Genomic DNA, 16,239 nt, shown 5'->3' with positions numbered 1-16,239 from the left:
TCAATCAGTCTGTTCCTTCTTATCTATCAAGTATACGTACTTGCTGGATGTAGCACCATTCCTAAAGGTGGTTGCTGAAGCTTCACCGGGCCAGCCCCTCTGCTTCTCTTGATAAGAATATATTGATTTAAAAAAGTCCATTTCATACTTTACATGAAAACAAATCCGAACACAAGAAATTCAGAAAACTGGGAAATCCCCCCACCTCAGGTCATCCAGAAACTGGATGACCTGAGGTGGGGGATATTGGAATTATTGGTAATCGGGAAAGGGGCCTATATTTACTTGACCGATACACAAGTAGCCCATAGTTGAATAACCTATAAGGAGATTGTTATAGAGAACAGGAGGAGTTTAGAAATGGACTCAAATTATATGAATGCCAATTACATGAACGCTAATCATATGGGGAATATGGTTGCTGATCCGCAGCATTTAGAGCATATGTATCACGTCTGCAATCAGCACAAAAATAAAAATGTGCATATTCAAACCGTATTTGGTGACTCTTTTCAAGGTCGTATTGATCATGTTGATATGGAAAACGTTCACATGACTTTAGCTGAAGGACAGTCGGAGGAAAATTCAAGATTATGGGGCGGATTCGGATACCCTGGCTATGGTTACGGTGGATATGGTTATGGTTACGGCTATCCTTATGGTTATGGAGGGTATGGCGGCATTGGAAGACTGATCCTTCCGTTGACAGCCATCGCTGCATTATCAGTTCTGTAGATAACCAACCACCAAAAAAGCAGCTCTCGCTGAGCTGCTTTTTTAGCATTAAGATTCAGAGGATTGGCAACGTGAACTCTCCTCTAGATTCCTATCCCCTCTTAAAATTCCTCAGATAATTCCAAATAAATTGCGTAGCATCCGGATTTGAATGCACCTTTCCTGCCATAGCAGAAGCCTGCGATTCAGGACCTCCAGGCCATGTGTGTCCTCCGCCTTTTATCGAATAATAAACGGTTCCCTCATGCTGATGAAACGTATGTTTCGTTATAAGACCCCCATCGGCGACAGGAAATTCTTCTTTCAATGCTAGCACAGATTCTGGCCAGGATTTGGCAAAAAGCAAGGCTGTATCGTTTGCCGATAACAACCCGTCGACCATAGACTCCGATTGAACCACACCATCATAGGGAACCACGGCATCCTCTGTCCCCATAAAGAAAACCATCGGCATAGGATGATGCCACTCACAATTCTGTGCTACTTCTGCTGCGACGGGCCCTGATACCCCGCCCACTCCTGCGAACACGTTCTGACATTCGATCGCGAGCCGCATACTAAAAGAAGAGCCGTTAGAAAATCCTGTGGCATATATACGATTTTCATTAATGGAGAATTTTTGCTTAAACCAGCCAAGAAGTTCCATTACAAAACCAACATCGTTAATATTCTGTGCATGCGCAGGATTTTTCTGCCTTCCCTCATTCCATTGCCTGCTCATCTGATCCGATTTATTCAGTTGAATCGCTTCAGGAAAAACGGCGATCATTTGCTGTTCTTCAACATTTTCATGAAACTTAGTGATTTTCATATGATGAAGGGCATTGCTTCCGGCTCCATGAAAGCAAAATAAAACAGGCAGAGGTTTGGTGAATGTTTGAGGAAGACTATAGTAAAAAGTTCGGTCTTTCCCTTCACATTCAATGGATTCTTTATATGTATTCATACACACTCCTCCTCCCACAGAGATTCCATCACTTCATAAAAAGCATGGAAGGCTTTACATTACCTTCCACGCCAATAAGTCTTTCGTAAACTCCCCCATGATTCACGGTCCAGACACCGACTGCTGTTCTTCTATATGCACCACGTCTTCTTGCTCAACAGGAGTTAGCGTAAATCCTGTAAATCCATATATAATAGAAAAGATTGGGGAAATAAAGCAAATAAACGCGAATGGAATGTAGCCTATTCCTATATTCAACGTCGTCATCACAAACGCGCCCGTCACTCCCCATGGAATGAGCGGATGAATCATGGTTCCCGCATCTTCAAGCGTACGTGACATATTTTTCGGATGCAGATTGGTTTCTTCATAGCACTCTTCTAACATTTGGCCAGGTAAAATAATTGATAAGTATTGTTCCCCCACAACGACATTGATCCCTAAACAGGAGAGGACCGTGGATAAAATTACATTCCCGCGGCTTCTTAGGAAGTCCCTCAACCCTTCAATGATCGCATGTGCCAAGCCGATCTCCCGGATAATACCCCCGAAGGAAAGCGCTATCAAAATGAGTGATACGCCAAACAACATACTGTCCAACCCTCCTAATGAAAGAAGGCTGTCAATCGCTTCATTACCTGTTTCTGCGGTATACCCGAAATGCGCAGTGTTCATAATCGTCCCGAAAGTTACCCCTGGAACGGTATAGAACGAAGTCAGGACCGCTACAATTAAACCGATAATCAGCGAAGGGATCGGGCTTACCTTTCTAAAAGCTAAAAAAATTATTAACAACGGAGATATCAGAGCAATAGGTGTCAGCATAAATTCACTATTCAAGGTTGCCATCATCGCCTCGACTTTACCTGTATCCGCTGCACTACGGTCAGTTGTAATGCTAATAACGGAAAAGATCGCCAACGTAATAATCAAACTTGGAAGCGTTGTCCAAAGCATGTGTTTGATATGTTGAAAAATATCTACTTTCGCCGTTGCAGCAGCTAGGTTGGTTGTATCGGAAAGAGGAGAAAGTTTATCCCCAAACATGGCCCCGGATACAATAGCACCAGCGGTCATGGCTGGAGATATAGACATGCCGTAAGCCACCCCCATTAAGGCAATTCCTATTGTACTAATCGCGCTCCAAGAACTGCCTGTCATCGTGGCCACCACTGCCGTAATGATTACTGCAGTCACCAGAAAAATAGAAGGAGATAATACTTGCAAGCCATAATAGGTAATCGTTTGAACCGTTCCATTGAGAACCCAGACCCCTACGAGAATACCGATCAAACTTAAAATGATAATCGCAGGGATGCCATAAGATACACCCCTGGTCATGGCCTGTTCTAATTCCTTCCATTTATAGCCCAGTTTCAGACCGTAGAGCCCCACAATGATTGCAGCTAATACAATTGGAATATGAGGTGCTGCCCCATATACTAGAATACTTACTCCCAAAATAGCAATGATAAAGAGAATGATGAGACTTGATACAAGAAATGAAGGCTTTCTTTTATCCATGAAATTCCCCTCTCTAGTTTTTTCAAATCCAACCGTCTAGTATTCTTTTCAACATAACAAGGTCATCATCCTTTGTGGATGGCTAATGAGTCGATATCTTCGATTGATTCTGTCCATGCTTCATATAAACTGGGGTGAGGATAGAAGATGGAAGTCAAGTCTTCCTCCCGTGCCACCATTTCCAGGGCAAGCACTCCCTGGTTAATTAACCCGATCGCATCTTCACCTACCGCATGAAATCCTAGCAATCTTCCAGACTCCTGTTCACTGACTGTTTTGACAAACCCATTCTTCTCATTCAAAATTTCGGCATAACCGCTCCCCCGCATTGAAAACTGTCCTGTCTTGATCTCATATCCCAGTTCTTTTGCCATTTCTTCACTGAGACCGGTTGTGGCTACGGGCTGCAGAAAATGGATGACATGAGGAATGATAGACGTGTCCACCACACTAGATTTCCCTGCACAATTTTCAGCGGCTACTTTTCCTTGCCGGATCGCTGTAACGGCTAAGGATTGATAACTTGTCACATCACCTATAGCATAAATCCCGTTGACAGAGGTTTCCATCGCTTCATTGGTAGCGATCAGTCCATTTTCCAACTGATCGATCCCAGCGGTCTGGATCTGCAATTCTTCTATATTGGGGGAAGGTTCTGCCGCTACATACAAATGGGAACCTTGAACCGATTTGAACTCCCCTTTGACCTCAAGGTCGACTTTCACTCCTTCAGACGAAGCGGTAACACCGTGAACTTCCGCCTGTTTCACACATTTAATCTTAGCTTTCTTCAACTGCCTGAACAGTTCCCGATTAATGGCAGAATCATAAGGAAACGCTGTTTTCCCTTCATCCATAATGATCGTCACATCAGTTCCAAAAGCTGAAAAAGTTGAAGCCACTTCAAGAGACAAGTAATCAGATCCATAGACTAGCAGGTGCTTCGGAAGTTCTTCGACTTGATAAATGGAGTTGGCATCGAAAATTAACTGGTGATCAGGCTGCATTTCCGCGGGGTATGTATAACCGGATCCAGTAGAAATAATCACATGCTCACTTTCATATAAATCAAATGCCTCTCCCCTTTCCACTCCGATCCGCTCGGCTGAAATAAACGAAGCCTTCCCCTGCACCACTTCAACACTATACTTTTCGAGTAAAGCTATAACTCCCTGGGATAACCGCTCAATGACTTGTTCCTTTCGCTGCTGCAATAAAGATAAGTCAAAGTCAATTGAGCCACCCAGACGAATCCCTAGTTCATCCAGGCCGCTCATTTTTCGAATCTGACGGGCTGCATGCGCAAATAGTTTAGAAGGAATGCATCCTTCATTGAGGCAGACACCCCCGATTTTCTCTTTCTCTACCAGCAGCACTTCAAGTCCGAGCTGGGCCGCCCGTATCGCTGCATGATAGCCACCCGGGCCCCCTCCAATAACAATCACCTGTTTGTGCGTAACAAATTCACCAACGACCATTTATATCAACTCCACTAGCATTAAATGAGGATTCTCAATATAGTCCATGAACTTCTCTGTAAACGCTACGGCTTGAGAACCATCAGCCGCTCTGTGATCAAAGGTTAACGCGAAATTCATCATCTCTCTGATCACAATTTCGTCCTCCACTACTACAGGCATTTTTTTCGTTTTGTGAAAAGCCATGAGGCCCGTTTCCGAACTATTTATAACCGGTGTAAGTCCGGTACTTCCTTTTGCCCCAATATGATTAATCGTAAATGTTCTTCCCTCTGCCTCCTCCGCAGACAGCTGGCCGTCAATCGCCCTTTGCGTCAAAGTCCTCACATATTCATGAATGGCGATGACTGATTGCCGCTCGACATGTTTTAAGACCGGAACTACCAATCCATCACTCGTGCTTGTGGCCAGGCCGATATGACAGGCTGATTCCAGGTCAACTTTCCCGTTCTCCTCATCGAGCTTAGAATTAAAGATAGGGAAGTCCCTAAGTGATAATTGCAAGGCTTTGATTAAAAAAGCTTGCACGGACACGTCGATGCCTTCTTGTCTCGAAGTTCCTGCTTTTAGATATTCTCGCCATTTATGCAGCTCCGTCATGTCTACCTCATCAAAATGCGTCACAGGTTGAGACGTGGATTGCGTTGTATGCTTACCACCTCTTAATGGAATCGTCTTATTCTCTCGACTTTCTACTACTTGGGCTTCCGTCTCTTTAATATCATGTTGAGCAGGTGAAGGTTTTGCTTCTGCTTGAATAAAAGCAAAAATATCCTCATCCAACACACGCCCAGCCGGGCCAGTTCCTGCTACTTCTTCAATCGTAACGCCATTTTCCCGCGCTACTCTTCTTGTATGAGGAGAGGCCATCACTCGATTGACAGGAAGAGTCATCGTTAACGTTTTCTCAGGTGTTTTAACAGCCACATCAAGTTCCTTATGTGACAGTGGTTGATCCGGAACTGGTGAAGCAGCCTCTTGTTCCGTCTTAATTGTCAAAATTGTCGTTCCTACTTCGACCACCTGACCCAATTCGAATCTAATCTCTTCAATGATCCCTTCGGAAGGGGCCGTCAGCTCCGCGGTCATCTTATCAGTTTGAATCTCAACTAACGGCTCATCATTTTTGACATGTTCCCCTTTCTTCACAAAATAGTGAAGAATTTCTGCTTCATGCATGCCCTCGCCAATATCATGTAATTTTACTTCCATCACCAAATTCCCCTTTCCTGACAGCTTTCTAGTACGATAACGTCATATTGATGGCGTGGATTATTTTGTCACTGCTTGGCAAATACTCGCGCTCGAGGGAATAAACAGGAACTGGTGTATCAAATCCTGTAACCTTCTGAATCGGAGCTTTCAAGTAGAAAAAGGCCGTGTCGTTAATGACAGATATCACGTCACCATTGACTCCTCCTGCCGATGGCGCTTCGTGAACGATTACCGCTCGGCCTGTTTTCCTGACAGATTCAGCAATCACATCTTTGTCTAATGGATACAATGTTCTCAGGTCAATCACATCACAAGTTGCCTCATATTTTTCCTCATATTTTTCAACAGCCTTGACCGTATCCGACACCATCGCTCCCCATGTCAGTACTGTCACATCATGACCTTTTTTAACATAAGCAGCTTTACCAAGTTCAATCGAATACTTCTCCTCCGGCACCTCGGTTCTTGAAGATCGATAACTTCTCATCGGTTCTAGAAAAAGTACGGGGTCAGGATCTTCTATGCTTGCAATCAGCAGCCCCTTTGCGTCGTAAGCATTTGAAGGAACGACCACCTTCAAACCAGGGATATGAGTAAACAAGGCTTCTACACTATCCGAATGAATTTCTGGGGCTTTTACCCCTGCCCCATATGGAGCTCTAACCACCATGGGTACTGTAAACCGCCCCATCGACCGTTGCCGCATCCGTGTCGCATGTGTCATCAACTGATTAAAGGCCGGGTAGATGAACCCCAGGAACTGCATTTCAACAATTGGACGGAAACCATTTACTGCTAAACCAATCGATGTCCCCACAATCCCTGATTCTGCAAGTGGTGTGTCAATCACACGATCCTCACCAAATTGCCCAATCAATCCATCAGTGGCCCGGAACACACCGCCATTGATTCCGACGTCTTCCCCCAGCACCAACACTGATTCATCCTCTTCAAGCATCGTTCTCATCGCATCGGTAACCGCCTGCACCATCGTTAATTTTTTCACTTGCACAGCCGTCGTCATTATACCTGCCCCCTCTTGATCGACATATGATGTTCTCGTTGCTGTTCAATTGTCCATGTCGGTTTTTCAAACACATGATTGAATAGCTGCTCGATCTCCGCTTCCGGGACATCATCCATCTCCGCCAAAGCGGTATTGATTTCATCAGTGATTTTCTGTTCAATACTAGCTAACCACTCTTCATCCCAGCTGTTTTGCTGCTTTAAATATCTTTCCAGTCGAAGCAGCGGGTCAGTAGTCGTCCGTCTGCGGTCACTTTCTGACTGATCACGGTATTTTGAAGGGTCATCTGCCGTTGTGTGTGCTCCGTATCTCCACGTAACTGCCTCAATTAACGTTGGACCTTCTCCACTGCGCGCACGCTCAACAGCTTTTTGGGTCTCCATAAACACCGCGAGAATATCATTTCCATCGATACGAATACTCGGAATATCATATCCTAAACCTTTCTGGGCTATCGTCTTAGAGTTCATCTGTTTCTCTGTCGGAACACTGATGGCATACCCATTGTTCTGATTAAAAAATACGACTGGCGCTTTGAAAACGCTTGCAAAATTAAGCCCTTCATGGAAGTCCCCTTCCGAAGTGGCCCCGTCACCAAAATAGACGAGCGATACCCGGTCTGTGTTTTTCTTTTTCTCTGCCCAGGCTGCCCCAGTGGCATGCAGCAATTGCGAGGCAATTGGCACGGCAGGCGGAAAAATGTTCTTCCCTTCTGGCGGAATACCCCCTTCGATTCGTCCGACCCAATATAACAGCAGGTTGCGCAGTGAATGGCCAAATGTCATCGTTGCTGCATGATCCCGGTAGGAAGGAAACATCCAATCCCCTTCCTCGATCGCCAGCGCACTTCCCACTTGCGCGGCCTCCTGTCCTTCATACTGGACATACGTGCCAATGCGCCCTTGCCGCTGCAGATTAACACATTTCTTATCCATCATTCGGGCACGCAGCATTTTTTCATAAAATATTTTAATTAGATCGAGGGAGAGACCCTCTTTGATATCTTGCCTAACTAATTCTCCCTCTTCGTTTATATACTGTGTGATTGGAAATCTTTCTAGCATATCCACGTAACCACATCCTTTCCGTTTAAGACTGATGAACATTTGATTTATTTTTTTCTAGAAAGCTTTGCAGACTTTCAATGAAACGTTCATTATCTTCCTGTTTCCCAATTGTCACCCGAATCATCGTTGGATAGCCCATTAAATGTCCTGGCCGGATAATAATCCCCTGATTCAACAGAAATTCATGGACCTCTTCCGCTGGTTCACTGACATCCACCATAATAAAGTTGGTTTGCGTCGGAAAGTAGCTTAAGTTCATGCGGCCAAAACTGTCATTCAGGTAATCGCGTCCTTCCCGATTAAGGCTGATGCTTTCATACATAAACTCGTCATCATCTAATGAAGCTGAAGCAGCTGTCTGGGCCAGTCTGTTTACATTAAACGGCTCTTTCACTTTCCGTAAATGGTCCACCATATCGGTGCACATGAGCCCGTAACCAATTCTCAATGCTGCCAGCCCGTACACTTTAGAAAACGTCCGTAATATCACCATATTTTTGTGCTGATCTAAAAGCGGCAGTGTTTCTAGGTACTGCGGAGAATCCGCGTATTCATAGTAAGCCTCATCCATGACGAGCATAACGTCTGATGGTACTTTTTCTATAAACGCTTTTAGTGCTTCCTTTTCCACAATCGTCCCCGTCGGGTTATTGGGATTACATACAAATACGATCTTCGTTTTCCCATTGATGGCCTGATACATCGCGTCTAAATCATGGGTGCCCTCCTTCATCTCTACCTCAACGGGAACCCCGCCTTCGATGATGACATTCGTTTTATAACGGGGGAACGTGACGCCGGCCATCACGACCTCATCCCCTTCATTTATATAGGTTCTGGTTAACAGACGGATAATTTCATCTGATCCGCTGCCAAATAAAATTTGATCTGGAGAAACTTCAAGCCTGTTCGCAAGCTTTTCAGCCAGCAAAGGCGCTGTAACTTCCGGATAATACGGAATCTCCTTCATTTCAGCCTGGATAGCTTCCGCTGCGCGCGGCGAGTATCCAAAAGGATTTTCGTTTGAGGCCATCTTAATGATTTTTGATAGCCCTTTCTCTCGTTTTAATTCTTCAACCGGCTTTCCCGGTGAGTACATTGCGATTTGATTAATTTGTTGACGTGGCTGGACCATGTAGAACTCCTCCTTGCCCTGAAATAAAACTACATCATACTCATCTTAGAATTATCTAAATTTTCCCTCAAGAATGTCTTTTAAAGCTAGACTACTTTCAAGCGCTAAACTATTGGAATAGATTATTTCGATAACCGCTTTAGATCAAGCTTTAACTTTCATAAAGCAAAAAGAAAACTGTCAAAATAACACGATAATTTTTTCCAGAAAAAAAGCGTCCCGCCAAATGGAACGCTTGAAAACTCTCATTATATTTCGTGATGCTGCTTTTTTTATGAAGATGATTTAATCACCCGATAAAATATATCTAACTTCCCCATCTTCATATCTTCGGCAACTTTGTCAATTACTGATGTAATCTCACCTTTATGCTCCTTCAGAAATTCTTCTCCTATAACTTGTACCGTCCACTGATTGTCATCATACGAATAATAAACGGCCGCTTTCGTTATCGATCGCTTTTGAAACTCCTTCTGAAGTTCATTCATAAAGCCTTCAACTGCATCCTTAGATTTCTCCGATTCTTCCATGTTCAGAGTCAATGCTCTATATTCATGATTAGATTGAACCAGTAATCCGACCGTTAGTAAGATACCCGTACCAGCGATTCCAATTAAGGCACAAATCCATTTACTTATGACAATTCCCCCCCAAACAGATCCCCTTTTTAGTTATTTATACGTTTCGGCGCAACCAGCCATGACAAACATAAAAAGCCTGGTCAGCCAGTTAAGCACGTCATGCCTATAACGTATTAACTACTTAAAAAGATTAAGGAGGCAGCAATTTCTCTCATATGATGCTGATCTGCCCACAAGATAAAGTAATGATAGGTTTCACCTTGAATTTTTACAGGCTTCGGATACTTTATAAGAAATGCAGACTGCCCCATCATCTCAGAAGATTGATCTGCAGAAGGAAAAATAAAGCATACTTCTTGATTATGCATACGTGTCGGGTAAACTGCCGGCATGGAACCATAAGGTCGTAATGGGTGCAAAGCTTCGTCATGACAGACTTCTTCGATTGTTCTCTCTGAAGAAATGGCTGATATTTGAAAAAAACCGTCCATTCCCTGAAATCTTAGGTCGTTCACCTTCTCCCAGTGCGAAGGATAGTTAAGCCTGACTTGATATTGCTCATTGATGTACGGCGTTCTTCGCCATCTTATAAACGGTGACGGTGCCCATTGCATGGACATGATGTTAACTCCACTTATCAGCCGAGTAGAAGTAGCCTGAGAAAGGTTTAACACCAGCATTTCGCGGGCAAATTCTTGCTCCGTACAACCACTAAGATAGGCAATTTGTCTGCCATCCGGGGACCAGCTTACAGGTGTTGCAAAGCAATTAGAATTTACCCAAGTTCGTTCATTTTCGCCCATGCGTCCCACTGTACGTATTTGCGAAAAATACCCGTTGTTTTCATCAAAATTTGTGGCGCTATAAGCAACTCGCATGGAATCAGGCGACCATGCCGGGTAATAGTTTTTAGCCAGTGGTCCTCCTTCCACTTCAAAGACATTACCTGTTGAAAGTTCTACCGTCCTGATTAACGAGATACTCGCTCCAGGCGTCGTATATAGCACAAAGGTGCCGTCGGGAGACAGCTCTATATCATGAAGTGGTCCTTCCTCATTGCTCGTGATCTGCCGCACATCAGTTCCATTGGTTCGAATACGGAATAACTGACTGATCCCTGACTCATCAGGTGCCTGAAAGAGCAGCTCCCTGCCATTTGGAAACCATTGAGGATTTGAAGACCCTGGGTAATCAATAAACTGTGCTCGATGAGATAATACGTTATACAGTATGATTTGATCGTGCTTCGTATAGACCAGCTTTTCACCATCGGGAGACCAATCAAATTCAAATCCGGCCCCTTCTTCCAGCTGATCGATCTGTGCAATCGCTCCAGTATAGACATGAACTACATAGAGAATTTGTTGTCCACCCACAAACGCAATCTTGCTGCCGCCTGGTGACCAAACAGGAATGGAATACGGAGCCCCTGCCCCATTTGTCAGTTGCACACTCATTCCGTTAGCCAAGTTATATAACCAAAGATCAAAGTGACCACTGCGGTCAGATAAATAGGCAATGAAATAACGATACATAGTAACCCCATCCTTATGAATAAAGTCAATTGCCTATATCCTATTCAATTCACAGACGCATCAGTCCAAAAAAATAAGGCCTAACCTTTTTCCGGTTAGACTTTACCTTCAAATTTCTAATTCACTTTCTTGTCTTGATCTACAATCGATTGATAAATATCATCCAGTGACCACGTTTTACCCCGTTCATCATTATAAACTACATGTTCCCGATTAAAATGCACAGGTGATTCCAAACCCGCCGCTGCGGCTATTCGGAATAATCCCTTTCGCATCGTAATAACATAATTCGCTGTCCGCCATTTCTTTTCCTCAATGACGAGACCTTTCTGCAATTCAGGATCTGTTGTTGCCACCCCAACCGGACAGGCATTAGAAGCACATTGAAGAGCCTGAATGCAGCCGACTGTAATCATAAACCCTCTTGCAATGTTCACAAGATCGGCCCCCATAGCCAGAGCAATCGCTATTCGGTCAGGTGAAAATAATTTTCCGGAGGCGATAATCTTAAGCTGATCACGAACCCCATATTTTTTCAAAGCGTTGTCTAATAAAGGCAAGGCAGACCTAATTGGCAAGCCCACACTATCAGCCAATTCTTGATAAGAAGCTCCCGTACCTCCTTCAGAGCCATCGACAGAGATAAAATCAGGACATTTCCCTGTTTCCTTAATGCTCCTGGCTAATTCCTCAGCCTCAAAGGCACTTCCAATCACCACTTTCATACCAACTGGCTTACCACTATGCTCCCGAATTTGTTCGATAAATTCAAATAGCGATGGAAAGTCACTAAATTCACGAAAACGGTTTGGGCTGTCAATGGATTTAAATGGTTCCACCATACGAATTTCGGCAATCTCCTCTGTCACTTTTTCTGCATCAATGTGACCGCCACGAGTTTTTGCCCCTTGCCCGAGTTTAACCTCAAAAGCTTTAACTTCAGGGATTTCGCTTTTCTCTTTTAAAGCATCCCAACTAAAATTACCTTCCGGGTCTCGAACGCCAAACATCCCGGGGCCGATTTGCATAATAATATCTACGCCGCCCTTGAGGTGGTATTTCGAAAGACCGCCTTCCCCTGTATTCATCCACGTCCCCTTAGCGATCCCAAGACCCTCTGATAAGGCGGTAATCGCGTGATCACCAAGAGATCCATAGCTCATCGCAGACATTCCAATCTGCCCTCTGACATGAAAGGGATTTCTGGCGTTTTTTCCAATCACAATCGTATCTTCTTCGTTAAGTAGATAAACTGGAGATTCATCCTGCTCCAATTCTTCTTTTTTCTGGGTAAATAATGGCTCTTTCAGCAGTAAATAACGGTCCGTCGTTACTTTTGTTTCCCTGTCCATCCTTAATTCTTCAGACAGCTTCGGAAACATTGAGTTCCTTACATAATAACCCTCTTTTTCAAAATCCCGCTGTGAGCCAAATCCAAAGACATCACGTTTATATTTTGCTTTATTCTTTATATGTTCATAGTCGTTCCGTGAGAAAGGTTTACCTTCGTTGTCATTGTTAAATAAGTAGGACCGCATTTCCGGACCAATTTGTTGAAAAAAATGTCTTGCTCGTCCAACAACGGGATAATTACGCAAAATTGGGTGCATGTCTTGCGTTCTGTCAATAAAATATAGATAAATTCCAGCTATAATGATGATCAGCAATAGAATCGCACATGTAACAAAACCGATGACTGTCATGATGTCAGCTATATTCACTATCAATTCCTCCTTATGTAATTCATTGTTAGGATTAACAAAAGAACGTAAAAACATTCGTCATCTGTAAAAGCATTTCGCACTACAGTTCGCCCATTATCATAAGGTGTAAGAAGTTTTCTAAATCTTATGGACTTGGAGGTTGTACAAAAAGTGAGTGAATATTACCTTCATCCTTACTACAGGAACCCGTATCCTCAGGTGAATACTGACTATTTTAAGCAATCATTACAGGCTTATCATACTTTATTCGATCAGGCTAAAACGATTGTGAACCATCTCTTGTCTCACCCTGAGAAAATGAGAAATCTTATGAGTTCAGCCCAGGAAAATGAGCAAGATGAAGTGGATCGTATCATTAAATCCACCGGAGTGCCTTCAGATGTTAAGACGACTTACACTCCTAACTCCGTAACTTTTACCTTATATGCAGATGCGGATAATTTTGAGAATTGCTGTACTTTAACGATGAATTTAGTGTGGGGATTCTATTGAATAGGATTAAAGACAGGCGCCCTGGTTATGTAAGGTCCAGGGCTCTTGCATAAGGATAACTACCTCTCTTTTTGGAAAAGCTTTTACTACGAAACCAAAAGGATTAGGAGTTATGACATGCACACTTCCCGTCGATATTTATCAAGAAAAATGGTAGTCGAGCCGTTTCATGACAAGAAACTGCTGAAAGATATGTGGGGTGAGAACTGGGGCGTGTCCAATGATATACAACCAGTCAAGAAAGTATTAATGCATCGTCCCGGGAAAGAAATACTGAGTTTGCATAGTAATGCCCAGCAAATCGAATATGGAAGTGTTTTGGCGCAAAATATAAAAGGAACGCCCCCGCAAGACGAACAAACTACAGGACTACCGAATTTAGAGAGCTTGCAATTTCAGCATGACCAGCTTGCTGGGGTGTTAACTAAAGAAGGGATTGAAGTCGTCTATCTTGAAGGGGAATCAGAATCTTGGCCGGAGCGAACTTTCACAAGAGACTTGGGGATGGTGATCCCCGGAGGAGTGATCCTTCCCCGCCTTGCCCTTTATATCCGATATGGGGAAACTGTCTTCGCTTCGCAGACATTCAGTCGTTTAGGTGTACCGATGCTAGGATGCATTCAGGGAAACGGGTTTGCTGAAGGCGGCAGCTTTAGCATGTTAGATAGCACTACAGCCATTATCGGACGATCTGAACGTGTAAATCCGGACGGCATTGAACAAGTAAGGCAAATCCTTTCGCATCAAAACATCGACCTAATTAGCGTGGATCTGCCCTCAACGATCATCCATTTGGATGAAGCCTTTCTTCTGCTCGACCAGCATACCGCCCTTATAAACCAGGCTCTTCTGCCTTTTTGGTTTCTGGATGAGCTACATAAACGAAAGCTGAACTTGTTACACGTCGATCCTCGAGATCCCGCCCTTTCCATTAACGTTCTGCCGATAGCTCCCGGAAGAGTAGTCTGTCCGAGCTCTGGAATTAAGACGAATGAACTCTTAAGATCATGCGGGATAAAGGTGATCACAGTAGATATCAGCGAGTTTTATAAACTAGGAGGCGGTATTCACTGTCTGACTTTACCGTTAACAAGAAATTAGCCCCAGCTTAGGAGGAAAAGCCAGTGCATGAATTAGATTTACATCATATATTTTCACTTGTACTAATCTTAGTTCTGATTGCAGCCGGGATTACTGCATTTGCAAAAAAATTAAAACAACCCTACCCGATCGCCCTTGTCATAGTTGGAGCTATCATTGGTTTGATAGATGTCCCCATACTTACCCCTTTGAAAGATTTTATTACCGAAGCAGAAGTGTTTAATTTTGCGATTATCACACTATTCTTACCTGCGCTATTAGGAGAAGCTGCCTTGAAGCTCCCCTTCTCCCATTTAAATGAGAATAAAAAGCCCATCATCGCACTCGCATTTGGAGGCACCTTTTTATCCTTTGTCGTGATTGGGTTTTCTTCCATGTGGCTTTTAGAATTTTCAATTCCCGCTGCTTTCGTGTTTGCCGCCATTATGAGTGCCACAGATCCGGTCAGTGTATTATCGATTTTTAAGAACGTGGGCGTAAACAACAGACTTGCCACTGTTATTGAAGGTGAAAGTTTATTTAATGATGGGCTGGCCGTTGTCCTTTTTAATATATCTGCATTCTCTTTACTGGCCTATACGGAACTTGGGTTGATTGGCGTCGGCAATGGACTATGGGAATTCATTAAAGTTGTAGCGTTAGGCCTGATCGTTGGAGGAGCACTAGGCTATGTAGGGTCACGAATCACCCAACTCTTTGATGATTATCCCTTGGAAATTATTTTCAGCATCATTTTGTTTTACGGGGCATTCCTCCTTGCTGAAACAGTTCACGCTTCGGGAGTTATTGCGGTTGTGGTTGCAGCACTTATCTTAGGGAATTATGGCGCAAAAATCGGGATGACACCTGCGACAAAGTTGAATATCAGCAACTTCTGGGATGTCATCACACTACTCGCGAATTCCCTCGTATTTCTGATGGTAGGACTGGAAATCACACGCATCGATGTCACAGACAAATGGGGATATATCTTTTTGGCGATTCTAATTGTACTTTTGGCTAGAAGTGCTGCTGTATATTTAAGCTTACTATTTGTCAAAGGAATCGCTGCTTCGTGGAAACACATTTTAAACTGGGGTGGATTAAAGGGATCATTATCCATTGCACTTGTGTTGAGTCTACCTCGTGACTTCACAGGACGTGAGGATATTTTAATTTTAGCCTTTAGCGTGGTTCTGTTCTCCCTAGTCTTTCAAGGGCTCTCAATTAAACCGTTGATCACATGGCTGGGAGCTAATAAGGAAGAAGAAGGTTTTATAGAGTATGAAGAACTTATAGCACGTGTTTATCGATTTAAAAAATCCATTTCAGAAATAACTAAAGTAAGGGAGAACCTGTTCATTACTGAAACGATAACGAAAGGAATCATTGAACAATATGAACAAGAACTGAACCAATTGCATACCGACATTGACAACCTTTTTGCAAACCATCCCGACCTTAAAGAGAAACAGCAAACCACCTTGCAAAAGCATGCCTTATATGCGCAGCACGAAGCTGTTGAACAATTGTTAAAAGAAGATATCATCTCAACTGATGTGGCCGACCGACAACTTAATGTCATTACAGACCAGCTTGTGGAATTAGAGAGTGACGAATAATTAAGGCTAAACACTAAGTGTGAGCAAAGCTAGAACTTATAAAAAAAGTTCTAGCGAATAGTTTGGCTGTGACCAGAA

General features: G+C 43.5%; 15 protein-coding genes and 1 riboswitch. Of the genes, 5 read left to right on the top strand and 10 right to left on the bottom strand.

Annotated elements, in window-relative coordinates:
* Positions 1–16: 16 nt before the first annotated feature.
* Positions 17–118: riboswitch (SAM riboswitch) on the bottom strand.
* Positions 119–153: 35 nt separating this feature from the next.
* Positions 154–315: a hypothetical protein gene (locus P9989_RS03275; RefSeq protein ID WP_283077398.1), complete on the top strand. Its 162-nt coding sequence runs from the start codon at positions 154–156 to the stop codon at positions 313–315.
* Between the two features lie 45 nt (positions 316–360).
* On the top strand, positions 361–735 hold the full coding sequence (locus tag P9989_RS03270) for a hypothetical protein (RefSeq protein ID WP_283077397.1): 375 nt from the start codon (positions 361–363) through the stop codon (positions 733–735).
* A gap of 91 nt (positions 736–826) precedes the next feature.
* Here the strand turns inward: P9989_RS03270 and P9989_RS03265 are convergent, their stop codons facing one another.
* From P9989_RS03265 to P9989_RS03220, 10 genes are all read right to left on the bottom strand, one after another.
* On the bottom strand, positions 827–1,681 hold the full coding sequence (locus P9989_RS03265; RefSeq protein WP_283077396.1) for a CE1 family esterase: 855 nt from the start codon (positions 1,679–1,681) through the stop codon (positions 827–829).
* A gap of 102 nt (positions 1,682–1,783) precedes the next feature.
* Positions 1,784–3,205, bottom strand: coding sequence for a Na+/H+ antiporter NhaC (gene nhaC / locus P9989_RS03260; protein WP_283077395.1), 1,422 nt, complete (start codon positions 3,203–3,205; stop codon positions 1,784–1,786).
* Positions 3,206–3,270: 65 nt separating this feature from the next.
* Positions 3,271–4,683: a dihydrolipoyl dehydrogenase family protein gene (locus P9989_RS03255; RefSeq protein ID WP_283077394.1), complete on the bottom strand. Its 1,413-nt coding sequence runs from the start codon at positions 4,681–4,683 to the stop codon at positions 3,271–3,273.
* Entirely contained in the window at positions 4,684–5,895 is a 1,212-nt protein-coding gene (locus tag P9989_RS03250; RefSeq protein ID WP_283077393.1) for a dihydrolipoamide acetyltransferase family protein, read from the bottom strand. It abuts the gene before it with no gap.
* Positions 5,896–5,923: 28 nt separating this feature from the next.
* Positions 5,924–6,922, bottom strand: coding sequence for an alpha-ketoacid dehydrogenase subunit beta (locus P9989_RS03245; RefSeq protein ID WP_283077392.1), 999 nt, complete (start codon positions 6,920–6,922; stop codon positions 5,924–5,926).
* Positions 6,922–7,989, bottom strand: a complete 1,068-nt coding sequence (gene pdhA, locus P9989_RS03240) for a pyruvate dehydrogenase (acetyl-transferring) E1 component subunit alpha (protein ID WP_283078816.1) — start codon at positions 7,987–7,989, stop codon at positions 6,922–6,924. Before pdhA ends, P9989_RS03245 begins: the two co-directional genes overlap by 1 nt.
* A gap of 25 nt (positions 7,990–8,014) precedes the next feature.
* Positions 8,015–9,127: a histidinol-phosphate transaminase gene (gene hisC, locus P9989_RS03235; protein WP_283077391.1), complete on the bottom strand. Its 1,113-nt coding sequence runs from the start codon at positions 9,125–9,127 to the stop codon at positions 8,015–8,017.
* Positions 9,128–9,399: 272 nt separating this feature from the next.
* Positions 9,400–9,657, bottom strand: a complete 258-nt coding sequence (locus tag P9989_RS03230) for a hypothetical protein (protein ID WP_283077390.1) — start codon at positions 9,655–9,657, stop codon at positions 9,400–9,402.
* A gap of 224 nt (positions 9,658–9,881) precedes the next feature.
* Entirely contained in the window at positions 9,882–11,243 is a 1,362-nt protein-coding gene (locus P9989_RS03225; protein ID WP_283077389.1) for a hypothetical protein, read from the bottom strand.
* Positions 11,244–11,359: 116 nt separating this feature from the next.
* Positions 11,360–12,964, bottom strand: coding sequence for an FMN-binding glutamate synthase family protein (locus P9989_RS03220; protein ID WP_283077388.1), 1,605 nt, complete (start codon positions 12,962–12,964; stop codon positions 11,360–11,362).
* Positions 12,965–13,117: 153 nt separating this feature from the next.
* Here P9989_RS03220 and P9989_RS03215 point away from each other — a divergent pair, with 153 nt between their 5' ends.
* The 3 genes from P9989_RS03215 to P9989_RS03205 all read left to right on the top strand — a co-directional run bounded on the left by P9989_RS03215 (position 13,118) and on the right by P9989_RS03205 (position 16,161).
* Positions 13,118–13,459: a YuzC family spore coat inner layer protein gene (locus tag P9989_RS03215; protein WP_283077387.1), complete on the top strand. Its 342-nt coding sequence runs from the start codon at positions 13,118–13,120 to the stop codon at positions 13,457–13,459.
* Positions 13,460–13,576: 117 nt separating this feature from the next.
* Positions 13,577–14,560 carry a dimethylarginine dimethylaminohydrolase family protein gene (locus P9989_RS03210; RefSeq protein WP_283077386.1) on the top strand — a complete coding sequence of 328 codons (984 nt, stop codon included), beginning with the start codon at positions 13,577–13,579 and terminating at the stop codon, positions 14,558–14,560.
* Between the two features lie 23 nt (positions 14,561–14,583).
* The gene (locus P9989_RS03205) at positions 14,584–16,161 is read left to right on the top strand and encodes a cation:proton antiporter (protein ID WP_283077385.1); all 1,578 of its coding nucleotides are present in this window, start codon (positions 14,584–14,586) and stop codon (positions 16,159–16,161) included.
* Positions 16,162–16,239: the final 78 nt, after the last annotated feature.

It is taken from the genome of Halobacillus naozhouensis, assembly GCF_029714185.1.
In the GTDB taxonomy this organism is placed as follows: domain Bacteria; phylum Bacillota; class Bacilli; order Bacillales; family Halobacillaceae; genus Halobacillus_A; species Halobacillus_A naozhouensis.
Note: the sequence above shows the minus strand (reverse complement) of the source record. Positions and strands in the feature narration are given on the sequence as shown.

Bases quoted from the DNA above. Each gene is read 5' to 3' on its own strand.
- P9989_RS03275 (WP_283077398.1), top strand. From the start codon at position 154: ATGAAAACAAATCCGAACACAAGAAATTCAGAAAACTGGGAAATCCCC.
- hisC (WP_283077391.1), bottom strand. From the start codon at position 9,127: ATGGTCCAGCCACGTCAACAAATTAATCAAATCGCAATGTACTCACCG.
- P9989_RS03270 (WP_283077397.1), top strand. From the start codon at position 361: ATGGACTCAAATTATATGAATGCCAATTACATGAACGCTAATCATATG.
- P9989_RS03255 (WP_283077394.1), bottom strand. From the start codon at position 4,683: ATGGTCGTTGGTGAATTTGTTACGCACAAACAGGTGATTGTTATTGGA.
- P9989_RS03230 (WP_283077390.1), bottom strand. From the start codon at position 9,657: ATGGAAGAATCGGAGAAATCTAAGGATGCAGTTGAAGGCTTTATGAAT.
- P9989_RS03245 (WP_283077392.1), bottom strand. From the start codon at position 6,922: ATGACGACGGCTGTGCAAGTGAAAAAATTAACGATGGTGCAGGCGGTT.
- P9989_RS03210 (WP_283077386.1), top strand. From the start codon at position 13,577: ATGCACACTTCCCGTCGATATTTATCAAGAAAAATGGTAGTCGAGCCG.
- P9989_RS03265 (WP_283077396.1), bottom strand. From the start codon at position 1,681: ATGAATACATATAAAGAATCCATTGAATGTGAAGGGAAAGACCGAACT.
- pdhA (WP_283078816.1), bottom strand. From the start codon at position 7,989: ATGCTAGAAAGATTTCCAATCACACAGTATATAAACGAAGAGGGAGAA.
- P9989_RS03225 (WP_283077389.1), bottom strand. From the start codon at position 11,243: ATGTATCGTTATTTCATTGCCTATTTATCTGACCGCAGTGGTCACTTT.
- P9989_RS03250 (WP_283077393.1), bottom strand. From the start codon at position 5,895: ATGGAAGTAAAATTACATGATATTGGCGAGGGCATGCATGAAGCAGAA.
- nhaC (WP_283077395.1), bottom strand. From the start codon at position 3,205: ATGGATAAAAGAAAGCCTTCATTTCTTGTATCAAGTCTCATCATTCTC.